Origin of the sequence: Amycolatopsis sp. CB00013 (assembly GCF_001905755.1) — a bacterium.
Taxonomy (GTDB): domain Bacteria; phylum Actinomycetota; class Actinomycetes; order Mycobacteriales; family Pseudonocardiaceae; genus Amycolatopsis; species Amycolatopsis japonica.
Window position 1 is genome coordinate 394,659 of sequence record NZ_LIWC01000006.1, and the last position, 22,409, is coordinate 417,067.

The 22,409-nt window shown below is 68.1% G+C and carries 26 protein-coding genes; 4 read left to right on the top strand and 22 right to left on the bottom strand.

All coding sequences use genetic code 11. The features are described 5' to 3' along the window. The first annotated feature begins 8 nt into the window (after positions 1-8). Positions 9-482: an Lrp/AsnC family transcriptional regulator gene (locus tag AMK34_RS35380; protein WP_016336815.1), complete on the top strand. Its 474-nt coding sequence runs from the start codon at positions 9-11 to the stop codon at positions 480-482. Here AMK34_RS35380 and AMK34_RS35385 read toward each other — a convergent pair whose 3' ends face one another. The 15 genes from AMK34_RS35385 to AMK34_RS42880 all read right to left on the bottom strand — a co-directional run bounded on the left by AMK34_RS35385 (position 483) and on the right by AMK34_RS42880 (position 15,204). Further along, positions 483-1,316, bottom strand: coding sequence for a hypothetical protein (locus AMK34_RS35385; RefSeq protein WP_073848256.1), 834 nt, complete (start codon positions 1,314-1,316; stop codon positions 483-485). Between the two features lie 10 nt (positions 1,317-1,326). Continuing rightward, the gene (locus AMK34_RS35390) at positions 1,327-1,686 is read right to left on the bottom strand and encodes a hypothetical protein (protein WP_038508987.1); all 360 of its coding nucleotides are present in this window, start codon (positions 1,684-1,686) and stop codon (positions 1,327-1,329) included. 10 nt (positions 1,687-1,696) lie between these two features. Then, a complete protein-coding gene (locus AMK34_RS35395; protein ID WP_038508985.1) occupies positions 1,697-3,472 on the bottom strand; it encodes a 3-hydroxyacyl-CoA dehydrogenase family protein in 1,776 nt (591 codons plus the stop codon). A 484-nt stretch (positions 3,473-3,956) separates the two neighbouring features. Continuing rightward, entirely contained in the window at positions 3,957-4,631 is a 675-nt protein-coding gene (gene dhaM, locus AMK34_RS35400; protein ID WP_073848257.1) for a dihydroxyacetone kinase phosphoryl donor subunit DhaM, read from the bottom strand. Beyond that, positions 4,628-5,251: a dihydroxyacetone kinase subunit DhaL gene (dhaL, locus tag AMK34_RS35405; protein WP_073848258.1), complete on the bottom strand. Its 624-nt coding sequence runs from the start codon at positions 5,249-5,251 to the stop codon at positions 4,628-4,630. The genes dhaM and dhaL overlap by 4 nt, the downstream gene beginning before the upstream one ends. After that, positions 5,251-6,252 (bottom strand): dihydroxyacetone kinase subunit DhaK, encoded by a 1,002-nt coding sequence (dhaK, locus tag AMK34_RS35410; protein ID WP_073848259.1) that lies wholly within the window; start codon positions 6,250-6,252, stop codon positions 5,251-5,253. Before dhaK ends, dhaL begins: the two co-directional genes overlap by 1 nt. Before the next feature lie 69 nt (positions 6,253-6,321). After that, a complete protein-coding gene (locus AMK34_RS35415) occupies positions 6,322-7,323 on the bottom strand; it encodes a DUF3558 domain-containing protein (RefSeq protein WP_241832936.1) in 1,002 nt (333 codons plus the stop codon). 47 nt (positions 7,324-7,370) lie between these two features. Further along, a complete protein-coding gene (locus AMK34_RS35420; protein WP_038508976.1) occupies positions 7,371-7,634 on the bottom strand; it encodes a hypothetical protein in 264 nt (87 codons plus the stop codon). A 10-nt stretch (positions 7,635-7,644) separates the two neighbouring features. Next, entirely contained in the window at positions 7,645-9,342 is a 1,698-nt protein-coding gene (locus tag AMK34_RS35425; RefSeq protein WP_037342516.1) for a sodium:solute symporter family protein, read from the bottom strand. A gap of 164 nt (positions 9,343-9,506) precedes the next feature. Further along, a complete protein-coding gene (locus AMK34_RS35430) occupies positions 9,507-9,878 on the bottom strand; it encodes a hypothetical protein (protein ID WP_073848261.1) in 372 nt (123 codons plus the stop codon). A 41-nt stretch (positions 9,879-9,919) separates the two neighbouring features. Beyond that, a complete protein-coding gene (locus AMK34_RS35435; RefSeq protein ID WP_073848262.1) occupies positions 9,920-11,257 on the bottom strand; it encodes a tetratricopeptide repeat protein in 1,338 nt (445 codons plus the stop codon). Positions 11,258-11,332: 75 nt separating this feature from the next. Beyond that, a complete protein-coding gene (locus tag AMK34_RS35440; protein WP_073848263.1) occupies positions 11,333-12,766 on the bottom strand; it encodes a DUF4331 domain-containing protein in 1,434 nt (477 codons plus the stop codon). A gap of 147 nt (positions 12,767-12,913) precedes the next feature. Then, positions 12,914-13,690 carry a hypothetical protein gene (locus tag AMK34_RS35445; RefSeq protein WP_038508970.1) on the bottom strand — a complete coding sequence of 259 codons (777 nt, stop codon included), beginning with the start codon at positions 13,688-13,690 and terminating at the stop codon, positions 12,914-12,916. 44 nt (positions 13,691-13,734) lie between these two features. Next, the gene (locus AMK34_RS35450) at positions 13,735-14,697 is read right to left on the bottom strand and encodes a patatin-like phospholipase family protein (protein WP_037341448.1); all 963 of its coding nucleotides are present in this window, start codon (positions 14,695-14,697) and stop codon (positions 13,735-13,737) included. 6 nt (positions 14,698-14,703) lie between these two features. Next, positions 14,704-15,204, bottom strand: a complete 501-nt coding sequence (locus AMK34_RS42880) for a hypothetical protein (protein ID WP_143202713.1) — start codon at positions 15,202-15,204, stop codon at positions 14,704-14,706. On the opposite strand from AMK34_RS42880, the gene AMK34_RS42885 reads away from it, so the two are divergent. Continuing rightward, positions 15,182-15,382 (top strand): hypothetical protein, encoded by a 201-nt coding sequence (locus tag AMK34_RS42885; protein WP_143202714.1) that lies wholly within the window; start codon positions 15,182-15,184, stop codon positions 15,380-15,382. The two genes, AMK34_RS42880 and AMK34_RS42885, sit on opposite strands and share 23 nt — an antisense overlap. Positions 15,383-15,454: 72 nt before the next feature. Here AMK34_RS42885 and nucS read toward each other — a convergent pair whose 3' ends face one another. Further along, a complete protein-coding gene (gene nucS / locus AMK34_RS35460) occupies positions 15,455-16,114 on the bottom strand; it encodes an endonuclease NucS (protein ID WP_034308895.1) in 660 nt (219 codons plus the stop codon). A 37-nt stretch (positions 16,115-16,151) separates the two neighbouring features. On the opposite strand from nucS, the gene AMK34_RS35465 reads away from it, so the two are divergent. Further along, positions 16,152-16,694 (top strand): NUDIX domain-containing protein, encoded by a 543-nt coding sequence (locus tag AMK34_RS35465; protein ID WP_073848264.1) that lies wholly within the window; start codon positions 16,152-16,154, stop codon positions 16,692-16,694. A gap of 7 nt (positions 16,695-16,701) precedes the next feature. On the opposite strand, the gene AMK34_RS35470 is transcribed toward AMK34_RS35465, so the two are convergent. Both AMK34_RS35470 and AMK34_RS35475 read right to left on the bottom strand, forming a co-directional pair. Beyond that, positions 16,702-17,475 carry an enoyl-CoA hydratase-related protein gene (locus AMK34_RS35470; protein WP_037341443.1) on the bottom strand — a complete coding sequence of 258 codons (774 nt, stop codon included), beginning with the start codon at positions 17,473-17,475 and terminating at the stop codon, positions 16,702-16,704. After that, complete coding sequence (locus AMK34_RS35475; protein WP_073848265.1) at positions 17,448-18,434, bottom strand: GlxA family transcriptional regulator; 987 nt, start codon at positions 18,432-18,434, stop codon at positions 17,448-17,450. The genes AMK34_RS35470 and AMK34_RS35475 overlap by 28 nt, the downstream gene beginning before the upstream one ends. A 72-nt stretch (positions 18,435-18,506) precedes the next feature. Between AMK34_RS35475 and AMK34_RS35480 the strand changes: the two genes are divergently transcribed. Continuing rightward, on the top strand, positions 18,507-19,070 hold the full coding sequence (locus AMK34_RS35480) for a cysteine hydrolase family protein (RefSeq protein WP_073848266.1): 564 nt from the start codon (positions 18,507-18,509) through the stop codon (positions 19,068-19,070). A 203-nt stretch (positions 19,071-19,273) separates the two neighbouring features. Here AMK34_RS35480 and ehuA read toward each other — a convergent pair whose 3' ends face one another. Genes ehuA through ehuB form a run of 4 tightly spaced genes read right to left on the bottom strand, consistent with a single transcriptional unit; the run spans position 19,274 to position 22,304 of the window. Further along, positions 19,274-20,038, bottom strand: a complete 765-nt coding sequence (gene ehuA / locus AMK34_RS35485) for an ectoine/hydroxyectoine ABC transporter ATP-binding protein EhuA (RefSeq protein WP_073848267.1) — start codon at positions 20,036-20,038, stop codon at positions 19,274-19,276. A 7-nt stretch (positions 20,039-20,045) separates the two neighbouring features. Next, on the bottom strand, positions 20,046-20,702 hold the full coding sequence (ehuD, locus tag AMK34_RS35490) for an ectoine/hydroxyectoine ABC transporter permease subunit EhuD (protein WP_038508955.1): 657 nt from the start codon (positions 20,700-20,702) through the stop codon (positions 20,046-20,048). Beyond that, on the bottom strand, positions 20,702-21,397 hold the full coding sequence (gene ehuC / locus AMK34_RS35495) for an ectoine/hydroxyectoine ABC transporter permease subunit EhuC (protein WP_073848268.1): 696 nt from the start codon (positions 21,395-21,397) through the stop codon (positions 20,702-20,704). Before ehuC ends, ehuD begins: the two co-directional genes overlap by 1 nt. 13 nt (positions 21,398-21,410) lie before the next feature. Then, positions 21,411-22,304: an ectoine/hydroxyectoine ABC transporter substrate-binding protein EhuB gene (gene ehuB / locus AMK34_RS35500; RefSeq protein WP_073848269.1), complete on the bottom strand. Its 894-nt coding sequence runs from the start codon at positions 22,302-22,304 to the stop codon at positions 21,411-21,413. Between the last annotated feature and the right edge of the window lie 105 nt (positions 22,305-22,409).

A 22,409-nucleotide genomic window follows, 5' to 3' on the forward strand; every position in this document is an offset into this window, starting at 1 on the left:
ATTCGCTGATGTCGGATTCCGTCGAACTGAGCACGGTTGATCTTCGAATTCTGCGGCTCTTGCAGAACGACGCCCGGATCTCGAACAAGGATCTGGCGGCCGAAGTCGGCGTCGCACCCTCGACCTGTCTCGACCGCGTCAACCGGCTGCGCGAGCTCGGAGTGATCATCGGCCAGCGCGCCGAGGTGGACGCGGCCAAACTCGGCCGCCCGCTCGAAGCGCTCCTGTTCGTGCAGGTCCGCCCGCACCGGCGCGCACTGGTCGATTCGTTCGTCGAGCATCTGCTGGCGCTGCCCGAGGTCCGCGCCGTCTATCACCTGACCGGCCCGGACGACTTCCTCGCGCATGTCGCCACCGCCTCGGCGACCGAACTGCAACGGCTGGTGCTCGACGAACTGACCGCCCGCGACGAGGTCGCCAGGGTGCACACGAACCTCGTCTTCCAGCACTGGAGCGGGGGACCTTTGCTACCACCCGGCTGATCAGGCGATCCGGACCTTGAACGGATGCCGCGGATCGGTGGGGCAGGTGAAGACGTTCAGCACTCCCCGGTCACCGAACGCCCAGCACGCCGGTTCTTCGTCGTCGACCCCGCAACCGCAGCCGACCTCGTGTTCCTCCGTGGCCAGCGCGAGCGTCTGTCTCAGCTCGGCACCGCACTCCCGGCAGCCCAGGTCGACGCGTTCGGCCACGTGCCAGGCCGTCCAGCCGCCGATCTTCGCGTAGTGGTCGAGTTCGGGCCAGCCCTCCGGGTCTTCGCTCGCGCCTTCGGGGATGCCGAGCGCGGCGCGGGTCTCCGGCGGGAAATCGCAGAGGCGCGGCAGCTCGTCGATCGAGCACGGTTCGAAGACGCACGGTTCCGGCAGGTAGGCGGCTTGGGCGTCCTCGGGGGCGGGCGGCGGCTCCGCGATGTCCCCCACCTCGGCGGAATCGCGCCACACCAGCCGGACGGCGGGGCCGCGGTGGTACGGGTTGTCGTGTTCCAGCGGGCAGAACAGGATCTGCAGGACGTCGGTGCCCTCCGGGAAGGGCAGCTCCGGGAAGTCGTCGCGGAAGAACTGCGCCGCGCCGACCATCGCCGGGACCGGCTCGTCGAGCGGATGCCCACCCGGCCACGCGTCGTCGGACGCGTCGGGGTCCGGCGGCCAGGTCACCGGGCACTCCGGCCATGGCTCGTCCGACGGCCAGAGCAGCGGCCCGCCGAAGTGGCTTTCGTCCGGACGGGGCAATCCCGGCGCGGGGTGCAGCCGGATGGCCGTCCGGACCAGGTCGTTCAGACCGGGGATGGGCACCCCGTCGTATGTGAGCTGACGCACTCCCGGGAGCTTAGAGGTCCGGCAGCGGATCTTCAGGTTTTCCCCGCATGATCTCGGCATCCGCGGCGTGCACGACGGAGATGTACTCGTCGTCGATCTCGTAGTCGACGCCGTTGAACTTGAACCACGGGACGGTCGAGGTGTCGACCGGCCCGATCCGATGGTTCCGCAACGTCGTCGCGACGACGCGTTTCGGCATCTTCCGGCTCAGGTACCCGGTGGTCAGGATCGTGATCGTCTTGCGTGTCACCGCGAAGAACACACCGGGGTTGGTGCTGCCGAAGACGTCGGCTGGGAACACGTAATGGATCTCGTCGTCCGGATCGAGGAGTTCCTTGATCCGTTTCCTGACCCCCGCGGAAACCGGCATGGCATCCAAGTTACCGCGCCGAGTAGTCCTTGAACCCCTTCCCGGTCTTGCGGCCGAGCCGACCGGCGGTCACGAGGTGCTCCAGCAACGGCGCCGGCGCGAAGCCCTCTTCGCGGAACTCGTTGTACAGCGTCCGCTGGATCGCCAGCGAAACGTCCAGCCCGACGACGTCGAGCAGTTCGAAGGGACCCATCGGCAGCCCGCAGCCGACCTTCATCGCGGTGTCGATGTCGTCGGCTTCCGCGTAGTGCGCTTCGAGCATCTTCACCGCGTCGTTCAGGTACGGGAACAGCAGCGCGTTGACGATGAACCCGGCCCGGTCGCCGCAGTGCACGGGGTGCTTGCCCACGGCAGCGCAGACGGCGTCGACGGTCGCGATCACGTCGGGAGCGGTGGCGATGGTGGAGACGACCTCGACGAGTTTCATCACCGGCGCCGGGTTGAAGAAGTGCACGCCGACCACGTCGGAAGGCCGCGAAGTGGCGGCCGCGCATTCGATGACCGGCAGCGAGGACGTGGTCGTCGCCAGGACCGCGCCCGGCTTCACGACGTCGTCGAGCGCGGCGAAGACGGCCTGCTTGACGGCCAGGTCTTCGGCCACCGCCTCGACGACGAGGTCGACGTCGGCCAGTTCTTCGAACTCCACCGCCGGCGAGATCCGGCCGAGCGCGGCGGCGGCGTCCTCTTCGGACAGCTTGCCCTTGACGACGGCCTTGTCCAGCGACTTCTTCACCCGCGCGACCGACGCCGCGGCCTTCTCCGCGCTCCGGGCGCGCAGGATGACCTCGTAGCCGCGTTTCGCGAACACCTCGACGATGCCCGTCGCCATGGTCCCGGTCCCGACGACGCCGACCTTGCGCACTTCGCGCGCCGTCGCCGTGTCCACTGTGGACTTCGTGACCGCGTCGGTCACCGTCGGCGAATCGGGCTCGTCGTAGGTGTAGAAACCCCGGCCCGTCTTCCGGCCGAGCAGCCCGGCGGTGATCATCTGCTTGAGCAGCGGCGCCGGCGCGTGCAGCCGGTTGCGCGACTGGTGGTACATCGTGTCGAGGATCTCGTACGCGGTGTCCAGCCCGATGAGGTCGAGCAAAGCCAAGGGCCCCATGGGATATCCGCAGCCGAACCGCATCGCCGCGTCGAGGTCCTCGCGGGTGGCGTAGCGCTGCTCGTACATCCGCACGGCGTGGTTGAGATACCCGAAGAGCAGGGCGTTGGCGATGAACCCGGCGCGGTCGCCGATCACCACCGGAGTCTTGCCGAGCCGTTCGGCGAACGCGACGACGTCGGTGACCACGTCGGGCTCGGTGACGACGGTGCGGACGACCTCGACCAGCTTGAGGATCGGCGCCGGGTTGAAGAAGTGCATCCCGACGACCTTGCCCGGCCGCGCGGTGTGGACGCCGATCTCGGTGATCGACAGCGAAGAGGTGTTCGAGACGAAGATCGTGTCCGGACCGGTGATCTTGTCCAGCTGCGCGAACACGTCGGATTTCGCTTCGAGGTTCTCCGGGATCGCCTCGATCACCAGGTCCACATCGGACAATTCCGCCAGCGACGTGGTGTACCGGATCCGGTCCAGGAGCGCGCTCCGGCCGTCGGCGTCGAGTTTGCCGCCGGACACCGCCCGTTCGGTCGAATGCTCCAGATGACCCCGTCCGCGGTGGACGCCGTCGTCGTCGATCTCCACCGCGACGACCGATACGCCGCTCCGCGCGAGCACCTCGGCGATCCCGGCACCCATGGTGCCGAGACCGATGACTCCCACACTCGAGATTTCCCGCGCCACAACCGGCCTCCGGAGGTTACTCGCTGGTAGTTTCTCCGATCGTGCCATGCCGGGGCGCGGAAAGCAGCGGCTGTCACCCTCCGAATCGAGTAAGTGTCACTCGCGGACGAGGGCTGAAGGACGCTTTTCCTCCGGCGCCGATGGCCGGATCAAGGGACCTTTGCCACCAGCCGGCCGATGTCGGGCGCCGATGGTCCGCCAGCGAGGACCCTCAGGTCCGTGAAGGCCTCCTTGAGGGACCCAGAGTCCCTCAAGGAGGCCTTCACGGACCTGAGGATATGGACAAATATTCGCAAATCGGGCAATTCACCACAGCGGGCGTCCTCTATGGACAATCAGGGAGGCGCCTGGTGCGTGAAGGCCTCACCTCACTCGCCGAAGTTCTGCCTCCGGCGGGGGCCAAGTACATGAAGGCCCCCTTCACCGCGCTAGACGCAAGGAAGGGGGCCTTCATGTACTTGGGGCGTTCCATGAAGGCCCCAGCTCACTCGCCGAAGTTCTGCTCCACCAGATCCTTGACCTTGGTGAGCGCTTCATCGGCCTGCGAGCCCTTCGCGCGGACCTCGATCCGGTCGCCCTGGCGCGCGCCGAGCGCCATCAGCGCGAGCACGCTGTTGGCGTCCGCGGTCTCGTCGCCCAGCCGCACGGTGACCTGCGCGTCCAGCCCCGCGATACTGCGCACCAGTACCGCGGCCGGCCGCGCGTGCAGCCCGACGTCGTTCCGCAGCGTGAGTTCGACACTGCTCTCGCCGTCCTGCGCGCCTTCGTCGAACGTCAGGTCCGGCGGTGCGCCCGCCGAGGCGGCCGCTTCGCCGACGGCCTTGCGGTCCGCCCCGCCCTGCGCCGCGACGGCGGCGGCGATCGCGCCTTCGACCAGCGGCGCGTCCACGACGACCGCGGCCGACGGGTCGGCGAGCGATTCGACCGCCAGTTCCGCGGTCATCTGCGCGCTGCCCAGGTCGTACAGCAGGACGACGCCCGATCCCGAATCGGCGCGCTGCGTCGCGGCGACGACCTCGTCGTAGTCCGTTCCGATCCCGCCGTCGGCCAGGCCGCCCGCCGCCGCGATGGTGACGTCCGGCGCCATCTGCGCGGCGAGTTCCGCGAGCCCTTCGGCGAGTTTGGAGCTGTGGGAGACGAGCACGATTCCGACGCTCACTTGGCGGCCTCCGCGAAGGCGCGCAGCAGCAGTGCCGTCGAACGGGCACCAGGGTCCATATGCCCCTTCGCCCGCTCTCCGAGGTACGACGCCCGGCCCTTGCGCGGCACGAGGTCCACAGTGGACTCGGCGCCCTTGTCCGCGGCGGCGGCGGCCGCGGCCAGGATCGCCGCGACGCCGTCGCCGACGGCCTCCTCGGCGGCGGAGACGGCGGGGATCAGGGCGTCGACCATGGTCGCGTCTCCCCCGACGGCCTTGCCGCGTGCCTGCACTCCTTCGAGCGCCGCGCGCAGGGCCTCGACCAGCAGCGGACCGTCCACTTCGGCCGCGTCGCCCAGTTTGACCGACGCGCGCAGGAAAGCCGTGCCGTACAACGGGCCCGCCGCGCCGCCGACCTTTGAGATCAGCGTCGTGGCGGCGAGCTTCGCGACCGCGGCGGGGGTCTCGGGCGTGGCGGAGTCCAAAGCGGACACGATGGCGGTGAAGCCCCGGTCCATGTTCTCGCCGTGGTCGGCGTCGCCGATCGCGCGGTCGAGGTCGACCAGTTCGGCACGATGCTCGGCGATCACCGCGGCCGCCGCCCGCAAGGCGGCGGCGAGCGTCTCGGCGGTGCAGGCCATCAGACTCCCCACCTCAGGGCCGGGGTGTTCACCGGCGTGTCCCACAACTCGGTCAGCTCGTCGTCCAGTTTCAGCAACGTCAGGCTCATCCCCTGCATCTCGAGGCTGGTGATGTACGGCCCCACCAGCCGCCGTTCGACCACGATCCCACGCTCGGCCAGCAGCCGCTCGGCGATCCCGTGGGCGAGGTACAGCTCGACCAGCGGGGTCCCGCCCATCGAGTTCGTGAACAGCAGGACCTTGTCGCCCTCGGCGAAGGGCAGGTCCGTGACCACCGCTTCGACCATGCGCGCGACGAGTTCGTCGGCCGTCGTCACGGCGGTGCGCTCGATACCGGGCTCGCCGTGGATGCCGATGCCGAACTCGATCTCGTCGTCCGCGAGGTCGAAACTCGGCTCGCCCGCGTGCGGCACGGTCGGCGCGGTGAGTGCGACCCCGATCGACCGCACCTGGCCGATCACCTTGCGTGCCAAGGCCTCCACCGCGTCCAGCGTGTCGCCCCGTTCGGCGGCGGCGCCGGTGATCTTCTCCAGCAGCACCGTGCCGCCGACGCCGCGACGGCCGGCCGTGTACGTGGAGTCCTTGACCGCGACGTCGTCGTCGATGACCACGCTGCGCACGTCCAGCCCTTCGGCGGCGGCGAGTTCCCCGGCGGTCTCGAAGTTGAGCACGTCACCGGTGTAGTTCTTCACGATCAGCAGCGCGCCCGCGTCCCCGGTGGTCGCCTTGACCGCGGCTTCCACGGCGTCCGGCGTCGGCGAGGTGAACACGGCGCCCGGGACGGCGGCGGCGAGCATGCCCTGCCCGACGAAACCGCCGTGCAGCGGCTCGTGCCCGGAACCGCCGCCGGAGATCACCGCGACCTTGCCCGCCACCGGCGCGTCCACACGTACCACGATCGCCGGGTCGTCCTCCACGCGCAGGACGTCCGCATGCGCCGCGGCGAGCCCGCGCAACGATTCCGCGACCACCGTCTTCGGGTCGTTGATGATCTTCTTCAAGGGTGGCCTCCGGCACGTCGGCGGGTGGGGTGTCCCCTTCCTACCTCTCCCGGCCGGATGCCGCCAGCGTCAGGGCTTCGGCAGCTTGGAGATCACCGATTTGGCGATCTTCGCCGCCTTCCCGCACGACGCCGCTTCGTCCTTCTTCTCGTCGTAGTTCTTGTAGATCACGCTGACGATCTCGACGTCCTCGTCGGCCCACGGCTTGTGCTGCCACTCCATCTTGCACTCGGCGTCGCTGCCGCTGCCGACCTTCTGGTACACGGCGACGCCGTCGATGTCGACCTTCTTGGTCCCGTCGCGTTCCTCCGGCGGCAGGCCCTTGCGGAAGCCGATCGAGATCCTCGGGTTGGAGCCCGGGGTCCAGTCGCAGGAGTGGAAGGAGGTGAGGGTGGTCGCGCCGTGCGGCACCACCTCGTTGAGGACGGCGGTGTCGGCGGCGGTGCACGGATCGACCGTGGTGAGCGTGCCCGCGGCCGACGGGTACTTCGCCGGTGACGCGTGCAGGCTCTTCACGGCCTTCGCGGCCACCGCACGCCCTGTCGCGCACGGGTCGCCGCCGTCGTAGGTGACCGAGAAGGAGATCCCGCGCTCGGGCTTGCGCAGGGTCATGATGCCGACGTCGCAGCTCTTCCCGTCCTTGTCCTTCCGCTCGATCTGCGGCAGCCCGTCGACCGCCGAAACGGTGACGCCGTTGATCGAGGAGTAGGTCGAAGCGCCGATCTCGACCCGGACGGCGACTTCCTTGCCTCCGGCGTCGACGGCCTTCGCCCGGCAAGTGCCGAACGAGGTGAGATTCGACGTCGGGTCCTCCGGCGTGCCGAGGCCGCTCATCACTTCCTTGTTCACCAGGCCGCACGGGTCGATCGTGCGCAGCACCGCGGGGGTGACCGCCGGATCGTTGATGTCCCCGTCGGGCACCGAACCGGAACCGGAGCCGGGTTCGGCGGCGACGGTGGTGCGGGCGAAGTTGGACTTGCCGAGGTTCTGACCGCAGGCCGAGAGCACGCCCAGTGCGGCGACCAGGGCCAGCACGGACGCGATCCGGCGACGTCGAGCGTTGAGCAGCACGAGATGCACGGTAGCCGGAGCCCCTCGCCGCTGTCCGGACAACCCGGCTATTCGCCGCTCTCGCCGTCGGTGCTCGGCGGCACCACGATGGGCCGCAGCTTCGCCCAGAGCATGAACAACGCCGCGAACACCAGCATGCCGATACCCGCCCACAGGTTGATGTTGACGTCGGCGGCCTTGGCCAGCTCCTCCTCGGTGGTGAAGCCGATGCCCATGATCGTGAGCACCAGCCCGTAACCGCCGATGAGCAGGGCGATGATCAGCCGGATGTCGAAGACGCCGGCCTTCTTGGGAGCTTGCGAAGCAGCCATCTCCGGCCTCCTAGAAGATGATGTTGAGCGCGATGGTCAGGATCAGCACGATGCCCGCGAGCAGGCCCGGCTTGCGGTACCAGCCCGCGTCGTCGCCCGTCTCGTCGTGCTTCAGCGACTCCTTCGGAGTGAGGGAGTAGACGAGGCCGACCAGCTGGGCCTCCGGCTTCGGCGCGGTGGCGAGCGAGACCGCGACGCTGACCGCGATGTCCACGACGAACGCCGTACCCGCGGCCACGAAGCTGATGCCCTGCCCGGTGAGCCCGAGGACCCCGGCCTGCGACAACAGCCACACGGTGATCGCCGAGGCGGTACCGGACACCAGGCCGACCCAGCCCGCGGTCGGCGTCATCCGCTTCCAGAACATGCCGAGGATGAAGGTGGCGAACAGCGGCGCGTTGAAGAAGGAGAACAGGTCCTGCAGGTAGGTCAGGATGTTCCCGGAGTTCGACGCGATGAACGCGGTGCCGATGGCGAGCACGGTGCCGATGGCGGTGACCAGGCGGCCGAGCCGGAGGTAGTAGCCGTCCGACTCGTTCTTCTTCACGTACGACTGCCAGATGTCGTAGGTGAACACGGTGTTGAACGAGCTCAGGTTCGCGGCCATCCCGGCCATGAACGAGGCGAGCAGCCCGGCGAGCGCGACACCGAGCATGCCGTTGGGCAGCAGGTCGCGCATCAGCAGCAGGATGGCGTTGTTCGCGGTCACGCCGCTCGGCGCGTCGCCGCCGTCGAGCAGGACCTGCTTGTCCTGGACGTACTCGGAAACGGTGACCGCGGCGATCATGCCGGGGATGATCACGATGAACGGGACCAGCATCTTCGGGAAGGCGCCGATGATCGGCGTCCGCCGCGCGGCCGACATGCTCTTCGACGCCATCGCGCGCTGGACCTCGACGAAGTTCGTGGTCCAGTAGCCGAAGGACAGCACGAAACCGAGACCGAAGACGAGACCGAGGATCGACAGGAAGCTGTTGCCGAAGCCGGTGAGGTTGTCACCCGGCCACGAGTGCAGCTGCGCGTCGCCGCCGGGGCTCGCGGTGACCTTGTCGACCAGGCCCTGCCAGCCGCCGACCTTCACCAGGCCGACGATGGTCAGCGGCAGCAGCGCCGCGACGATCACGAAGAACTGCAAGACCTCGTTGTAGATCGCGGCGGAGAGACCGCCGAGCGCGGTGTACGAGAGCACGACCGCGGCCGCGACGATGATCGACACCCACAGCGGCCAGCCGAGCAGGAGGTTCACCACGCTCGCGAGCAGGAACAGGTTCGCGCCCGCGATGAGGATCTGCGCGCTCGCGAAGCTGATGCCGTTGACCAGGTGGGCGGGTTTGCCGAACCGGCGGAGCATGAACTCCGGGACACTGCGGACCTTCGAGCCGTAGTAGAACGGCATCATCACGATGCCGAGGAACAGCATCGCCGGGATCGCGCCGATCCAGAAGTAGTGCACGGTCGGCAGGCCGTAGAGCACACCGTTGGCCGACATGCCCATGATCTCGACCGCGCCGAGGTTCGCCGAAATGAAGGCGAGACCGGTGACCCAGGCGGGCAGCGACCGGCCAGAGAGGAAGAAGTCGAGGCTGCTCGAGACCGACCTCCGCGCCATGTACCCGATGCCGAGCACCAGCGCGAAATAGAAGGCGAGCAGGACGTAGTCGATCGGACTTGCGTCGAGCCGCAGGTTCGCATCGGCCAGCACGTGCAACCGACCCACCTCCATAGTGAAAATGTCCACGAGAAACGCCGGTATCGCGTCAATCGCGGACCATACTGCATGGATTCAGGAACGGCAGTGCGGGTGCGCGACGAGTGCCCTGAAGTGTCTGTTTCAGGGCGATTCTTGACAATTCCTGTCCGGTCGAGGCGCACTCAGGGACGTTTCACCTTTTCCTCGTCCGCGCCCAGTGCGATGTACACGTCGATCCATTGGCGATCGATGTCGGTGACGTCGCCGCCGTCGCAGTACGGTTTGGCCCCGTTCGCGGTGTAGTAGCGGAGCAGGGCGAGGGTCTCGTCGGTGCGCCGGATCGAGTCGTCGGTGTAGCGGGGACCCGGCGCCCGCGGCTGATGCTTCATACAGGTCAATTCGGTCACGACGCCCTCGGTGGTCTCGTCGTCGAACCGTGGCCCGGCGTCGGACCCCGTCTCGGAGCACGCCACGACGACGGCGAGGAAGACCAGCGTGCTCAGCGCGGCGCCGCGCAACCGGCGCGGAACCCTTTCGGTGGGCAGATTGCGCATGGGTCGGCCGCCTTTCCGGTCGTGGTCCCGCCGTCGCGGACTCATCCGGCACCGCCGAGGTTCGCCAGCGTGGTGCGTGCCGTCCGCGCGTCGGTCAAGGAGAAGTTCGGGTTGATGCGCAGCGCTTCGGCGAGCGCCTTGACGGCTTCACCCGGCCGCCCGAGCGCGGCGAGGATCATGCCGCGGTGGTAGGAGAACGAGGCGCTGCGCCAGCCGGTGCTCGCCGCCCGGTCGGCGAAGGTGAGGGCTTCGGCGTTCCGGCCGTTGAGGTGCAGTGCCCAGGCCATGGCGTCGGCGACGAACACGGGTTGCCTGCGCTCCCATTCCGCCTGCGCGAACCGGAGGGCCTGCACGGCGTCGCCGCGGTCCGCGGCCACCAAGGACGCTTCGAGGTCCACGTTCGCACCGGAGTCGACTTCGAGGCGTCGCTGCTCCTCGAAGAGCTCGTACTGACGTGCGGCGGATTCCGGTGCCCCCGACGCCGACAGCAGCAGGGCGTACTCGCGCAGATTCCCCACGTTCGGCTGACGGGCCACGAGGTCCCGATAGCCGGCGAGCGCCTTGGCGGTCTGCCCGCGTGCCGCCGCGACCTTGGCCTTTCCTTGCTGGAGCGAGGTTTCCTGCGGCAATGCGCGCTCGCCCGCCTCGAAATGCAGCTGTGCGGTGTCGAGATCCCCGTTGTCGAAGGCGAGTTCGCCGAGGAGATTGCGGCAGAACGCGACGTCGCTGGGATCGACGGCGTCCGCCAGTGCCCGATCGAGCGCGTGCCGGGCGTCGTCGACACGACCGTGTATTTCGAATTCGTAGGCGGCGCGGGTGAACGAGGAGACACCCGGTTTCAGATCGAGCATCCGCTGCAACGCGGCGGTGGCCGCGGCCGTGTCCCCGAGCTGGGTGTAGGCGTCGTTGAGCACGCCGTGGATCTCGGCGTTGTCCGGCAGCGCGGCCTTCGCCTTCTCGCCCCAGTCGCGAGCGCCGGCGAAGTCGTGCCGCGCGTTGGCGAGCGCGCCCATGCCCGCCAAGGCGATCCCGTTGCCGTCGGGCTGCTGCCCCAACGACTTCCGCAACGCCTCTTCGGCCTTCGGGAAGTAGGCCGGGTCGGCCTTGACCCGGGCCACCTCGACATAGGCGGCGCCGAGTTCCGCCCAGGCCCGCGGATCCTGCTCGTGTTTCGCGAGCTTGGCTTCCGCCGTCCGGACCGCCCTGTCGAGAGTGCTCACGCCGCCCTGCGGCCCTTCGCCGAGGACGGGTTCGGGCGGGATCAACGCGGCGACACCCACGGTGAGCAGGCTCGCGCCGAAGACCGCCAGGAGCGCGAACCGGCGAGTGCGCTTCCCGAATCGGATACCTGTCGTGCTTTCGGGGACGTCGTGGGACATCGGGTCCGCCTTCCGCGGAGATGGGGGTGGTGGCCGCCGCCGGGGGTCAGCGGCGGCCACCGAGGGGAGGGGGGATCAACGGACGGTCGAGTTGACCGCCTTGTTGTTCGGCAGGGCGACGTACGGGAACACCGCGCCGAACGGGACGTCGTTCCGGTCCACCCGGTCGCCCGCGGCGAGTGCCTTGACGATGCCGCTGACCGCCGCGCCTTCCAGCGCCTGGACGCTGATGTCGAGCGCGTCGTCGGCCAGCCGACGGCCGTTCGGGAACCCTTGGAGGTCGCCGCCGAGGACACCGAGCCGGTTGGGCTGCGCGGTGACCGGGATCGACGTGTTCAGCCGCAGCTGCTCCGACGGCGCGAAGCGCGCCGGGTTGACGTCGGCGTTGTTGAGCTGCGAGTTGAGATCCAGGTTGATCTTGTCACCGGATTTGGTGGTGATCCCGGTCAGGAAGATCTCCGTCAGATCGTCGCGGGGTTTGGCGGGCGCGGGGATGCCGTAGATCCGCTGGACGACGTCCGGCACCTCCGGATTGGTCACCTTGTTCACCAGCGCGGGCACCGTCCGGTCCTGCTCCGGCAGGAGCGAGTTGAACCGGTCCTTCAGCCCGGCGGGCACGACGACCTCGTTCACCAGCGGGTTGCCCAGGCGCGAAACCTGGACGTCGGCGCCGAGCGCCCGCTCCGCACCGGGGGTGCGCAGCGTGATCGTCTTGCGTTCGGTGTCGCTCCAGACCCCGATCACCGGGTTCCTGGCCGGATTGCCCCCGAGTGTCAGCGCGCTCTTGGGCAGCTGCAACGCCACGGTGTTCACGTTGAAGCCGGCCAGCGTGTCCTGCCCGACCTCGGACAGGTTCTTCCCGTAGAGCAGGTCGAAGATCCGCAGATCCAGGAAGAACGGATCGTCGGCCTGCCCGGCGAACGTCTGCCCGCCACCGGGGACCGGGGTGATCGCCTGGTTCCGGAGCACGCCGTAGTTCGGCATCGACGCCGGGCCGACGTTCGACGGCGCGACCCTGCCGTTGGTGACCAGGTTCGTGGTCCGCCCGGTCCCCCGGTCGATCACCGAGAGCGTGTAGAACTGGCGGAACAACAGGTCCTCGTCGTCCAGCGAAGTGACCGGATCGTCGTTGTAGAGGAAGGTGTCGTTCCCGCGCCGGTCTTCGGTGCGGAAGGTCCACCGGTAGGTCAGGTCCGCTTTCGCGTCACCGTTGTTGTCGATGTTGATGTCGTGGTTCGCGTCCGTGGCCCACGGGTAGAAGTTCGGTCCCCCATTGGGTTCTTCGAACGGATACCAGTTCGCGATCAGGGTCACGGTGTCCGGCTTGTCAGGGCTGACGAACGCGTACACGTCGGTGTTGTCCACCGCCGGGTCGCCCGAGATCAGCGGGGCTTCCCGGTGGCTGGAGGCCGACGCCGGGGCGGCGAGTGCGCTCGCGAGCACCGTCGCCCCGGCCAAGAAGATCGAGACGGTCGCTCGCCGGCGGCGAGCGAGATGGGATGTAGCCATTTCATTCCCCTTTCACCGAGGCCGATGGTGCCCGCCGTCGTCAGTGGGGATGTTGTGGAAGTGTTGTGGCGCCGGGAAAAGGGCGCGAAAAAGGGCCGCTCCCGGCGTTTCCGCCGAGAACGGCCCTCTCCCGTGACCGGTGGGGGTTTACCGGTCCGTGGGCAGGCCCACTTCGCCGTCCTCCTTGATCAACCGGGCGAGGACGTCGTCCGGCATGTACGTGCGGTGCGGGTAGCCCGGACCCCACGAGTTGAGGAACGGCACGGCACCGAGTTCGTCGGCACGCGGATTGCCGAGGACCTCGTGCACCTCCTCGACCGACGTCGCCCAGCGATAGGCCTGGATTCCGTTCTTCACGTCGGGCGTGTAGGCGGCCCGCTTGACGTGATCGTCGTCGGCGTAGGTCTCCGACCACGGGACGTGCCCCAGTTCGAGCAGGACCTCGGCGGCGGCACGGCACGAGGTGCCGTTGTTGTCCCCGGGGTTGGTCTCGTCCCATTCGTCACGCATCTTCGACTGGTCCCACAGCCACCGCGCGGCGTAGAGGTCGCCGTTGAACATCGACATGCAGCGCGACCAGCCGAAGCCGACGCACGCGCCTTCCCGGCCCTGGTCGTAGAAGGCGTACTGTTTTTCGCCGTCGGTCGACTCACCGGGTTCGAGGCAGACGCAATGCCCGCCGCGGATCCTGGTGAGCGATTTCGCGCCGCCCTTCGCGACGAAGAATTCGCCGGACTTCTCGTCCTTCTCCGGTACGTCGAATTCCTTGTACCAGTTGACACCGATGACGACCGGCGACCGGGTGGGCCGGTCCTCGGTGGCCAGCGCGGTCAGCGGATAGCGCTCGACGTGGCGCCAGTCGTCCGGGACGAACCGGCCGAGCCTGCCGTCCGCCGGGTCACTACCGATCGGGCGATAACGCATGGGATCCTCCTATCCCTCATCCCACCGGAATACCGCCGGCGAGTTCATTGCGGCACGATCTTTTCCAGGAACCGCCGCGCGGCCTCCCGCCCGCTTTCGAAGAGGCGTTTCTTCTCCTCTTCGCCGAGCCCGAAGTCGACGGCGGAAACCCCGGTCGTGTCGACGTACACCGTCCGCCGGTTCACACCCTCCTCGTGCAACCGGTAACGATTCCAGTCCGAGAGCAGGGTTTCGAGCGAACCGATGGCGATCCGCAACGCGCTCTTCACCGGTTTGTCCCTGCCGCCCACCGGTTCCCCGGAAAGCTTCACGCCCCAGGTCGGCCAGCGCGGCTTCTTCGTGTCGGTCCGGTCGAAGACGGTGATCGGGAAGTTCGACAGCAGCCCGCCGTCGACCCAGGTGACGGTGCCCTCGGGGCGGACGGCGAACTGCACCGGCCGGAAGTACAGCGGGATCGACATGGACGCGCGGACCGCGTCGACGATCTTCTCCGCACCGGGATCGCGGCCGTACTGGGAATAATCCCAAGGCAGCCGGACGAGCACGCGGCGCGTCAGGTCACTGACGTGGACGACGAGGGAATACCGTTGGTACGGAAGCAAAGTACTTTCCGGATCGTCGATGGCGAGGTCGGCGAAAGTGCGCACGCCGACGTCTTCCAGCAACGGGGTGAGCCATTCCGCGAGATAGTCGCCGGAGTGCATCCCGTCGTGCAGGAGCAGATCCACGCCGTCGCCGATCGGGCCGGTGACCTTGTCGAACAGGGACTGATCCTGGAAACGGCGGCAGTCCATGTCGTTCATCACCGCTTCCAGACCGCCGAGATCCTTCCCGGCCTTCTGATAAGCGGCGACCAGTGTCGCCACGATCGCACCGGCACTCGTCCCGGCGATCCGGGGAAACGAATAACCCGCTTCGTGCAACTCCAGCACCGCGCCCAGCAACCCGATGCCTTTGACGCCGCCGCCTTCCAGCACCAGATCGACACACTTCGGAGAATCAGCCATGGCACTTCACCTTCGGACCCCGCGACCACCGGATGTCGGTGGTACCCCTCGCGGAAATCGAGTGTGACACAGCGCGAGACCGAGGAATCCGGCGTTCACCCGAATGGCCCGGAAGTAGCTGGTTCTTTTGCGGGAGAACGCGAGTTCGTTAATTTCCCGCCGCCCTTTAGGGCATTCTGTGGCGCGAGAAAGAATGCAGATACCCGAATCATGGACTCGATTCGGTATCGGCTGTTCAGCGCCGTAACGTGTGGGGAGCCGTGCCCGACTTCGCGTCATGAAGCGCGTCGCGATGATCTTCACAGTCGTCCTGCTCTGCGGGTTCTCAGCGGGATGCGCGGAGAACCCCACCGCGTCGACGGTGACCGCAAGCTCGCCACCGTCATCGTCGACGACCTCCACAACATCGACCCAGCCGATCAGCCCGACCAAGAGTTCGCCGAGCCCGACGACATCGACCCCGACGAGCGAGTATCCGAAGTTCGTGCCGAAGGCAAAGGTCGACAAGCGGTACACGCAGTACGTCGACGGTGACAAGATGGTGATGCTGGCACCCGGCGTCTACGCCGAACCTTCACCGGACGGGGTCCTCGGCACGATGGAGGACTACAGCTCCTACTTGGGCAACTGCACAGCGATCAAGCGCTATTCCGAAACCCATCCTGGCGGACACACCTGCTGGTGATCGCTGTACGTGAAGGCCCCCTTCACTGCGTCTAGCGCAGTGAAGGGGGCCTTCACGTACTTGCGAGCTAGCTCAGAACAGGCGGAACTCGTCCGACTCGATGCCGCGCAGCGCGTCGTAGTCCAGCGTGAGGCACCGGATCCCGCGGTCCTCGGCCAGCACCCGCGCCTGCGGTTTGATGATCTGCGCCGCGAACACGCCCTGCACCGGCGCCAGCAGCGGGTCGCGGTTGAGCAGTTCGAGGTAGCGCGTCAGCTGCTCGACACCGTCGATCTCGCCGCGCCGTTTGATCTCGACGGCGACACTGGCCCCGTCGGCGTCGCGGGCCATGATGTCGACCGGGCCGATCGCGGTCGGGAACTCCCGCCGCACCAGCGTGTAGCCGTCACCGAGGGTCTTGATGTGCTCGGCGAGCAGTTCCTGCAGGTGCGCCTCGACGCCGTCCTTCTGCAGGCCCGGCTCCGCGCCGAGTTCCTGGGCGTGGTCGTGGAAGATCTCGTCGATCGTGATGACGAGCTTCTCCCCCTGCTTGTTCTCGACGATCCACAGCTTGCCGTCCTCGATCAGCCAGCACGGCGGGCTCATCCAGTTCAGCGGCTTGTAGGCGCGGTCGTCCGAGTGCACGGACACCGAGCCGTCGGCCTTCACGAGCAGCAGCCGGGTGGCCATCGGCAGATGGGCGGTCAGACGGCCGGCGTAGTCGACCTGGCAGCGAGCGATCACAAGGCGCACCCCGCGAGGGTAGGACAAGCACGGCGATACTGTGCGCATGGACCCCGTTCAGCGTGTCAGCTCGCGTGAGGTGTACCGGAACAACTGGATGACCCTGCGCGAGGACGACGTCCGGCGGCTCGATGGTTCCGAGGGGATCTACGCGGTCGTCGACAAACCCACCTGCGCCGTCGTGATCCCCTTCGACGGGGCGAGGTTTCACCTGGTCGAGCAGTTCCGCTATCCGCTCGGGCTTCGGCGCTGGGAGTTCCCGATGGGCACCGCACCCGAACTGGCCGACGTCCCGCCGCTCGAACTCGCCGCGCGCGAGCTGCGCGAAGAGACCGGCCTGGTCGCGGGCTCGATGGCCGAACTCGGCGTGACGGACGTCGCCGCCGGGATGTCGAGCCAGCGCGGGCGCGTCTTCCTGGCCACCGATCTCACGCAGAGTGAAGCCCAGCGCGAGGTCGAAGAGCAGGACATGCGGACGGCGTGGTTCGACCGCGACGAGTTCGAGAAGATGATCGCCGCGGGCGACATCACCGACGCGCAGACCTTGGCCGCCTACGCGCTCCTGCTCGTGCGCGAGCGCACGTTGTAACGGCCGCTCAGTCCGGCCACACCGGGGAGCGCTTCTCCAGGAACGCCGCCATCCCCTCGCGGGCGCCGGGCAGCTGAGAGGCCGAAGCCATCACCTCCAGCGCGAGCGCGTAGGCGTCGGCCTCGGGCCGGTCCAGCTGCGCGTAGAGGGTCTGCTTGCCCATCGCCTTGCTCGCCCGGCTGCCCCGCGTCGCACGTCCCAGCAGCGAAGCAACGGCCTCGTCGAGTGAGTCGTCCGGGACCACGCGGTTCACCAAACCCCAGTCCAGCGCGGTCGCGGCGTCGACGACGTCGCCGGTGAGCGCCAGCTCCATCAGCCGTTTCCGCCCGATCGCGCGGGCGACCGGCACCGCGGGCGTGTGGCAGAACCAGCCGCCCTTGCCGCCGGGCAGGGCGAACCCGGCGGATTCCGCAGCGACGGCGAGGTCGCACGACGCCACCAGCTGGCAGCCCGCCGCGGTCGCGAGCCCGTGCACCCGCGCGACGACGACCTGCGGCACGGACTGCATCGTGCCCATCAGGTCCGTGCACAGCCGCAGCAGCTCGCGCACGCCCATCAGGTCGCGGGCGGCGACGTCGCCGAAGTCGTGTCCCGCCGAGAACACCGGCCCGGCGCCGGCCAGGACGATCCCGGTGGCGTCGGTGTCCCCCGCTTCGCGGAACGCCGCGAGCAGCTCGGCGAGGTGGTCGGCGGACAACGAGTTCCGCCGCGCGGCGCGGTTCATGGTGATCGTGACGGTGTCGCCGTCCCGCTTCACGAGGATGTGCTCGTACTCGGCCATGCTTCGACGGTAACCGACCGGAACGTCCGGCGATACGAATCGGGCCCGACACCGACGTCGGCCCGGAGCCGTCGCCGCAGGTTGGCGGCGGTGCCGAGGCCGGACCGCTGCGCGACCCGCTCGACCGGCAGCTCGGTCGTCTCCAGCAGCCGCCGCGCGAGCCGCACCCGCTGCGCGCGCAGCCAGCGTCCCGGCGTGACACCGGTGGCCGCGGCGAACTCGCGATGGAACGTCCGCTCGCTGAGCCCGGCGTGCCCGACGAGGTCGTCGACGCCGATGTCGTCGGCGATACGCTCCAGCGCCCAGTCCATTGTGGACGAAACGCTCGGCCGCGACGGCTTGGGCGGCAAGGGGTTGTCGACGTACTGCCGCTGGCCGCCTTCCCGCGCCGGGGGCATCACGAGCCGCCGGGCGAGGGCGGCCGCGACTTCGGCGCCGTGGTCGCGGCGCACCAGGTGCAGGCAGAGATCCAGCCCGCCGACCACTCCGGCGGAGGTCAGGACGTCACCCTCGTCGGTGAACAGGACGTCCCGCTGGACGACCGCGTCACGAGCGGCGGTTTCGAGGTCGTCCAGCAGCCGCCAGTGCGTGGTGACGGACCGGCCGTCGAGCAGCCCTGCCGCCGCGAGGGTGAAGGCACCGGAGCACAGCGACGCCACGGTGATCCCGGCCCGGTGCCCCTTGCGCAGCGCGGCGACGGCGGCCGCGGGCACGTCGGCGCGCGGATCGACCCGGCCGGGCACGAGGACGAGATCGCAGCCCGCCAGCCCGCTCAGCCCATGCGTCGCCTCGACCTGGCCGAACGGGTGGATGGCGACCCGGCCACGGCCGGACGCGCAGAGCCGGACCTCGAAGGGGCCGATGCCGCTGTCGGTCCGGTCCACGCCCCAGACCTCGCCGATCACGCCCAGATCGAAGGCCCGGCTGCCCGGCAGGAGGAGCACACCCACGGTTCGCATGGCAGGAAAGTACCGCATCGCGCATCTTCTGCCACTCCCTCGGCGGCCGCTCCGAGCACGAGACTCGAGGCCATGACCACTGAAACCAAGGCCTTGATCGTGATCGACGTCCAGCGCGGCTTCGACCGGCCCGTCTGGGGCCCGCGCAACAATCCCGGCGCGGAGGCCGACATCAAGGCGCTCGTCGACGCCTGGCAGGAGCGCGGGCTGCCGATCGTGCTGGTGCACCACGACTCCGTGAAGCCCGGCTCGTCGCTGCGGCCCGGGCAGGAGGGCAACCACTTCAAGCCGGAACTCGACGGCGTGCGCGCGGATCTGGTGTTCGGCAAGAAGGTCAACTCGGCCTTCCACGGCGACATCGATCTCGACGGCTGGCTGAAGACGCGCGGCATCACCTCGTTCGTGCTCGCCGGCATCCAGACGAACTTCTGCTGCGAGACCACCGCGCGCGTCGGCGGGAACCTCGGCTACGACGTGACTTTCGCGCTCGACGCCACGTTCACCTTCGACCTCGCCGGGCCGGACGGCGGCGTCCTGACCGCGGACGAGCTGTACCGGGCGACCGCGACGAACCTGCACGGCGGCGGGTTCGCCACGGTCACCTCGACGAAGGAGATCTTGAGCGCGCTCCAGTGAGCGCGAGCCTCACGCCCACCGACGTTGTGAAAGCCACTTTCGCAACGTTGAAGGTTGCGAAAGTGGCTTTCACAACGCTAGGCCTATGCCTCACCTTTCAACAAGGCTTCGGCGTGCGACGGCGTCGCGAAAGCCACTTTCGCGACGCCTGATGTCTCGAAAGTGGCTTTCGCGACATCCTCACCGGATCGTGAGCGCGAGCCTCACGCCCGGTCGATCACCGCTTTGAGGAACCGCCGCGTCCGGTCGTGCTCCGGATCGTTGAACAGCTTGTCCGGCGCGGCGTCCTCCAGCACCTGCCCCTCGTCGAACATCATCACCCGGTCCGAAACGTCCCGCGCGAACTGCATTTCGTGCGTGACACAAAGGATCGTGATGTCGGTGGACGTCGCGATCTCGCGCAGCACGCGCAGGACGTCGGCCACCAGTTCCGGGTCGAGCGCCGAAGTCACCTCGTCCAGCAGCAGCACGTCCGGCCGCATCGCGAGCGCGCGGGCGATCGCGACACGCTGTTGCTGGCCACCGGAAAGCCGGGTGGGGTGCGCGTCCTTCTTGTCGGCGAGCCCCACCATCTCCAGCAGTTCGACGGCTCGCGCCTCGGCCTCGTCCCGCGAGACGCCGAGCGAGTGGATCGGCGCTTCGGTGATGTTGCGCAGCACGTTCATGTTCGGGAACAGGTTGAACTGCTGGAACACCATGCCGATCCGCTTGCGCGCTTCCCGCAGGTACTTCTCGTCCGCGGGCACCAGCTTTTCACCGCGCTTCATGTGACTCAGGTAGTCACCGCAGACCTCGATGGTGCCGCCGTCGACCTTCTCCAGTGTCATCAACAGCCGCAGGATCGTCGTCTTCCCGGACCCGCTCGGCCCGATCAGCGAGACGAACTCCCCCGGCGCGACGGTGAAATCGAGGTCCTGCAACACCACGTGGTCCCCATAGGACTTGACCACCTGCGAGAACCGGATCATCGGGGAATCAACTGTGGGCGGCACGTCGCTCCAACCTTCTCACCAGAATCGAAGCCGGCAGGCTCACCAGCAGGAACAGCACCCCGGCCAGGGTGTACGGCTCGGTGACGCGGAACGTGTCGGCACCGACCTCCTTCGCCCTCGCCAGGACGTCGACGACGCCGATCGCCAGCAACAACGGGGTTTCCTTGAACATCGAGATCGTGTAGTTGCCGAGCGCGGGCAGCACCCGCGGCACGGCTTGCGGCAGCACCACCGCGGTCCACACCCGCGACCTCGGCAGGTTCAGCGCGGTCGTGGCCTCCCACTGTCCTCTCGGGACGGCTTCGATCCCGGCGCGGTAGACCTCGGCCGCGTACGTCGCGTAATGCACGCCGAGCGCGATGACGCCGGTCGCGAACGGGGACAACGTCATCCCGCCCACCGGCTGGATCACGTAGTAGAGCACGAACACCTGGATCAGCAAGGGCGTACTGCGCACGAACTCGATGAACAGCAGAACCGCCTGGGACAGCACGGGAATCCCCGTCCGGCGGATCAGCGCGAACACCAGACCGAGCGCGTACGCGACCACCGAGGCCAGCAAGGTGATCTCGACGGTGACGAGAAGCCCTTCCAGCAGAAGGGGAACCGAATTCGCGGCGGATTCCCAGCTCCAGTCCATCACACACCTCCCACGGTGGCCGTCATCTTGGCCGGGGCCCGGCCGAGGCGCCGCGCCGCGATCCGTTCCAGCAGCCGCATCCCGCTGGTGATCAGCAACGCGATCAGGAGATAGAGCACGAGTTCGGTGCCGTAGATCCAGCCGAGCTCGGCGCCGAACACCGGCCGCAGCAATTCACCTTGCCGTGCCATCTCCGGGACGGCGATGAACGAAAGCAGCGCGGTGCTCTTCAGCAACTGGATGAAGAGATTGTTGAACGGTGGCAGCATTTCCGCGAACGCCTGCGGCAGGATCACCCGCCGCATCCGCTGGGCGGGGGTCAGGTTGAGCGCGACGGCGCCTTCGAACTGCGCGCGGGGCACCGAGTTCACCGCGCCGCGGACGATTTCCGCGCCGTACGCCCCGTGGTTGAGGCCCAGTACCAGGATCCCGGCGAACATCGGCACCAGCTGGAAGCCGACCAGCACCGGCAGCACGAAGTACAGCCAGAACAGCTGGACGACTTCCGAAGTGCCGCGGAAGATCTCGACGTAGACGCGCGAAATCCCCCGCACCGTCCGGGACGGCGAGCCCAGCGCGAGCCCGGCGACCAGGGAGAGCACCACGGTGAGCGCGATCCCGCCCACGGCGGCGGTGACGGTCGCGGTCAGTCCACTGAGGACGGTCGTGATGATATGCGATACCGACGACGACATGACGTCAGCCCCGCTACACCGCGCAGAGTTTCTCGGTGGTGACGTCGGCCTTCGGCAGGTTGTCCGCCGAGAACCCGAACGGCGTCACGATCTTGGTCCATTCGCCGCTGTCGTGCAGCTTCTTGAGCTCGGCGTTGAAGGCCTCGCGCAACGGGTTGTCGTCCTTGCGGAAGACGAACGCGCCGGCGGAGACGACCGGTTTGCCGTCCTTGATCGGGTCGAAGCCCGGCGTCACCTCGGCCGCGGCGCCCGGGCTCTTCGCCAGGACGTCCTTGAGGGAGATGTCAGTGAGCGCGGCGCAGTAGACCCGGCCGTCGGTGACCGCGCGGAGCATGTTGTCCTGCGAGTCGAGGGTGACGATCTGGTCCTCGGCGACACCGGAGTCGGTGGCGTATCCCTTTTCCACGGCCGCGGAGAGCACGGCGACCTTGACCTTCTTCGCCGCGATGTCCTCGAACTTCAGCACCTGCTGCGGATTTCCCTTGGGTACCAGCAAAGCGGTCAGCGCCGAGTAGTCGGGGATCGAGAAGGCCGCCGCGTCGCACCGTTCCTTCTTGATGTTCATCCCGGCCGCGACGATGTCGTACTTCCTGGCGTTGAGCGCGGGGATCAGCTGGTCGAAGGAGACCGCTTCGGCTTCCACGTTGTCGATGCCCATGGCCTTGAAGACGGCGCGCGCGACCTCCGGCGCCTCACCGGTGACCTTGCCGGCTTGGTCGGTGAAACCGTACGGCGCTTCGTTCGCGATCCCGATCTTGATCTTCTTCGCGTCCTTGGCGGCCTGCAGGGCGTCACCGGAAGACGTCGACGTGCACGCGGACAACAGCACCGGGCCGCCGATCGTCACCGCTCCCAGTACCGCCGACCGCCGGAAGAACTCTCGCCTCGACCATTCGCCGTGCACCATCGCGGCACCTCTTTTCGATTAATCGGTTTAATCGAAACGTAGGTGGGTACCCACACGCGAGCAGTGTGAGCGGGTGACGAACCACCCGCTGTTACGGTACCGAGA

What these genes read in the sequence shown, in the direction of transcription:
- AMK34_RS35475 (WP_073848265.1), bottom strand. Translation starts at nt 18,434, where the DNA reads ATGCGAACCGTGGGTGTGCTCCTCCTGCCGGGCAGCCGGGCCTTCGAT.
- dhaL (WP_073848258.1), bottom strand. Translation starts at nt 5,251, where the DNA reads ATGGCCTGCACCGCCGAGACGCTCGCCGCCGCCTTGCGGGCGGCGGCC.
- AMK34_RS35380 (WP_016336815.1), top strand. Translation starts at nt 9, where the DNA reads ATGTCGGATTCCGTCGAACTGAGCACGGTTGATCTTCGAATTCTGCGG.
- AMK34_RS35430 (WP_073848261.1), bottom strand. Translation starts at nt 9,878, where the DNA reads ATGCGCAATCTGCCCACCGAAAGGGTTCCGCGCCGGTTGCGCGGCGCC.
- AMK34_RS35470 (WP_037341443.1), bottom strand. Translation starts at nt 17,475, where the DNA reads ATGGCCGAGTACGAGCACATCCTCGTGAAGCGGGACGGCGACACCGTC.
- ehuB (WP_073848269.1), bottom strand. Translation starts at nt 22,304, where the DNA reads ATGGTGCACGGCGAATGGTCGAGGCGAGAGTTCTTCCGGCGGTCGGCG.
- ehuC (WP_073848268.1), bottom strand. Translation starts at nt 21,397, where the DNA reads ATGTCGTCGTCGGTATCGCATATCATCACGACCGTCCTCAGTGGACTG.
- AMK34_RS35390 (WP_038508987.1), bottom strand. Translation starts at nt 1,686, where the DNA reads ATGCCGGTTTCCGCGGGGGTCAGGAAACGGATCAAGGAACTCCTCGAT.
- ehuD (WP_038508955.1), bottom strand. Translation starts at nt 20,702, where the DNA reads ATGGACTGGAGCTGGGAATCCGCCGCGAATTCGGTTCCCCTTCTGCTG.
- AMK34_RS35450 (WP_037341448.1), bottom strand. Translation starts at nt 14,697, where the DNA reads ATGGCTGATTCTCCGAAGTGTGTCGATCTGGTGCTGGAAGGCGGCGGC.
- AMK34_RS35445 (WP_038508970.1), bottom strand. Translation starts at nt 13,690, where the DNA reads ATGCGTTATCGCCCGATCGGTAGTGACCCGGCGGACGGCAGGCTCGGC.
- AMK34_RS35435 (WP_073848262.1), bottom strand. Translation starts at nt 11,257, where the DNA reads ATGTCCCACGACGTCCCCGAAAGCACGACAGGTATCCGATTCGGGAAG.
- AMK34_RS35420 (WP_038508976.1), bottom strand. Translation starts at nt 7,634, where the DNA reads ATGGCTGCTTCGCAAGCTCCCAAGAAGGCCGGCGTCTTCGACATCCGG.
- AMK34_RS35480 (WP_073848266.1), top strand. Translation starts at nt 18,507, where the DNA reads ATGACCACTGAAACCAAGGCCTTGATCGTGATCGACGTCCAGCGCGGC.
- ehuA (WP_073848267.1), bottom strand. Translation starts at nt 20,038, where the DNA reads ATGATCCGGTTCTCGCAGGTGGTCAAGTCCTATGGGGACCACGTGGTG.
- AMK34_RS35440 (WP_073848263.1), bottom strand. Translation starts at nt 12,766, where the DNA reads ATGGCTACATCCCATCTCGCTCGCCGCCGGCGAGCGACCGTCTCGATC.
- AMK34_RS35465 (WP_073848264.1), top strand. Translation starts at nt 16,152, where the DNA reads ATGGACCCCGTTCAGCGTGTCAGCTCGCGTGAGGTGTACCGGAACAAC.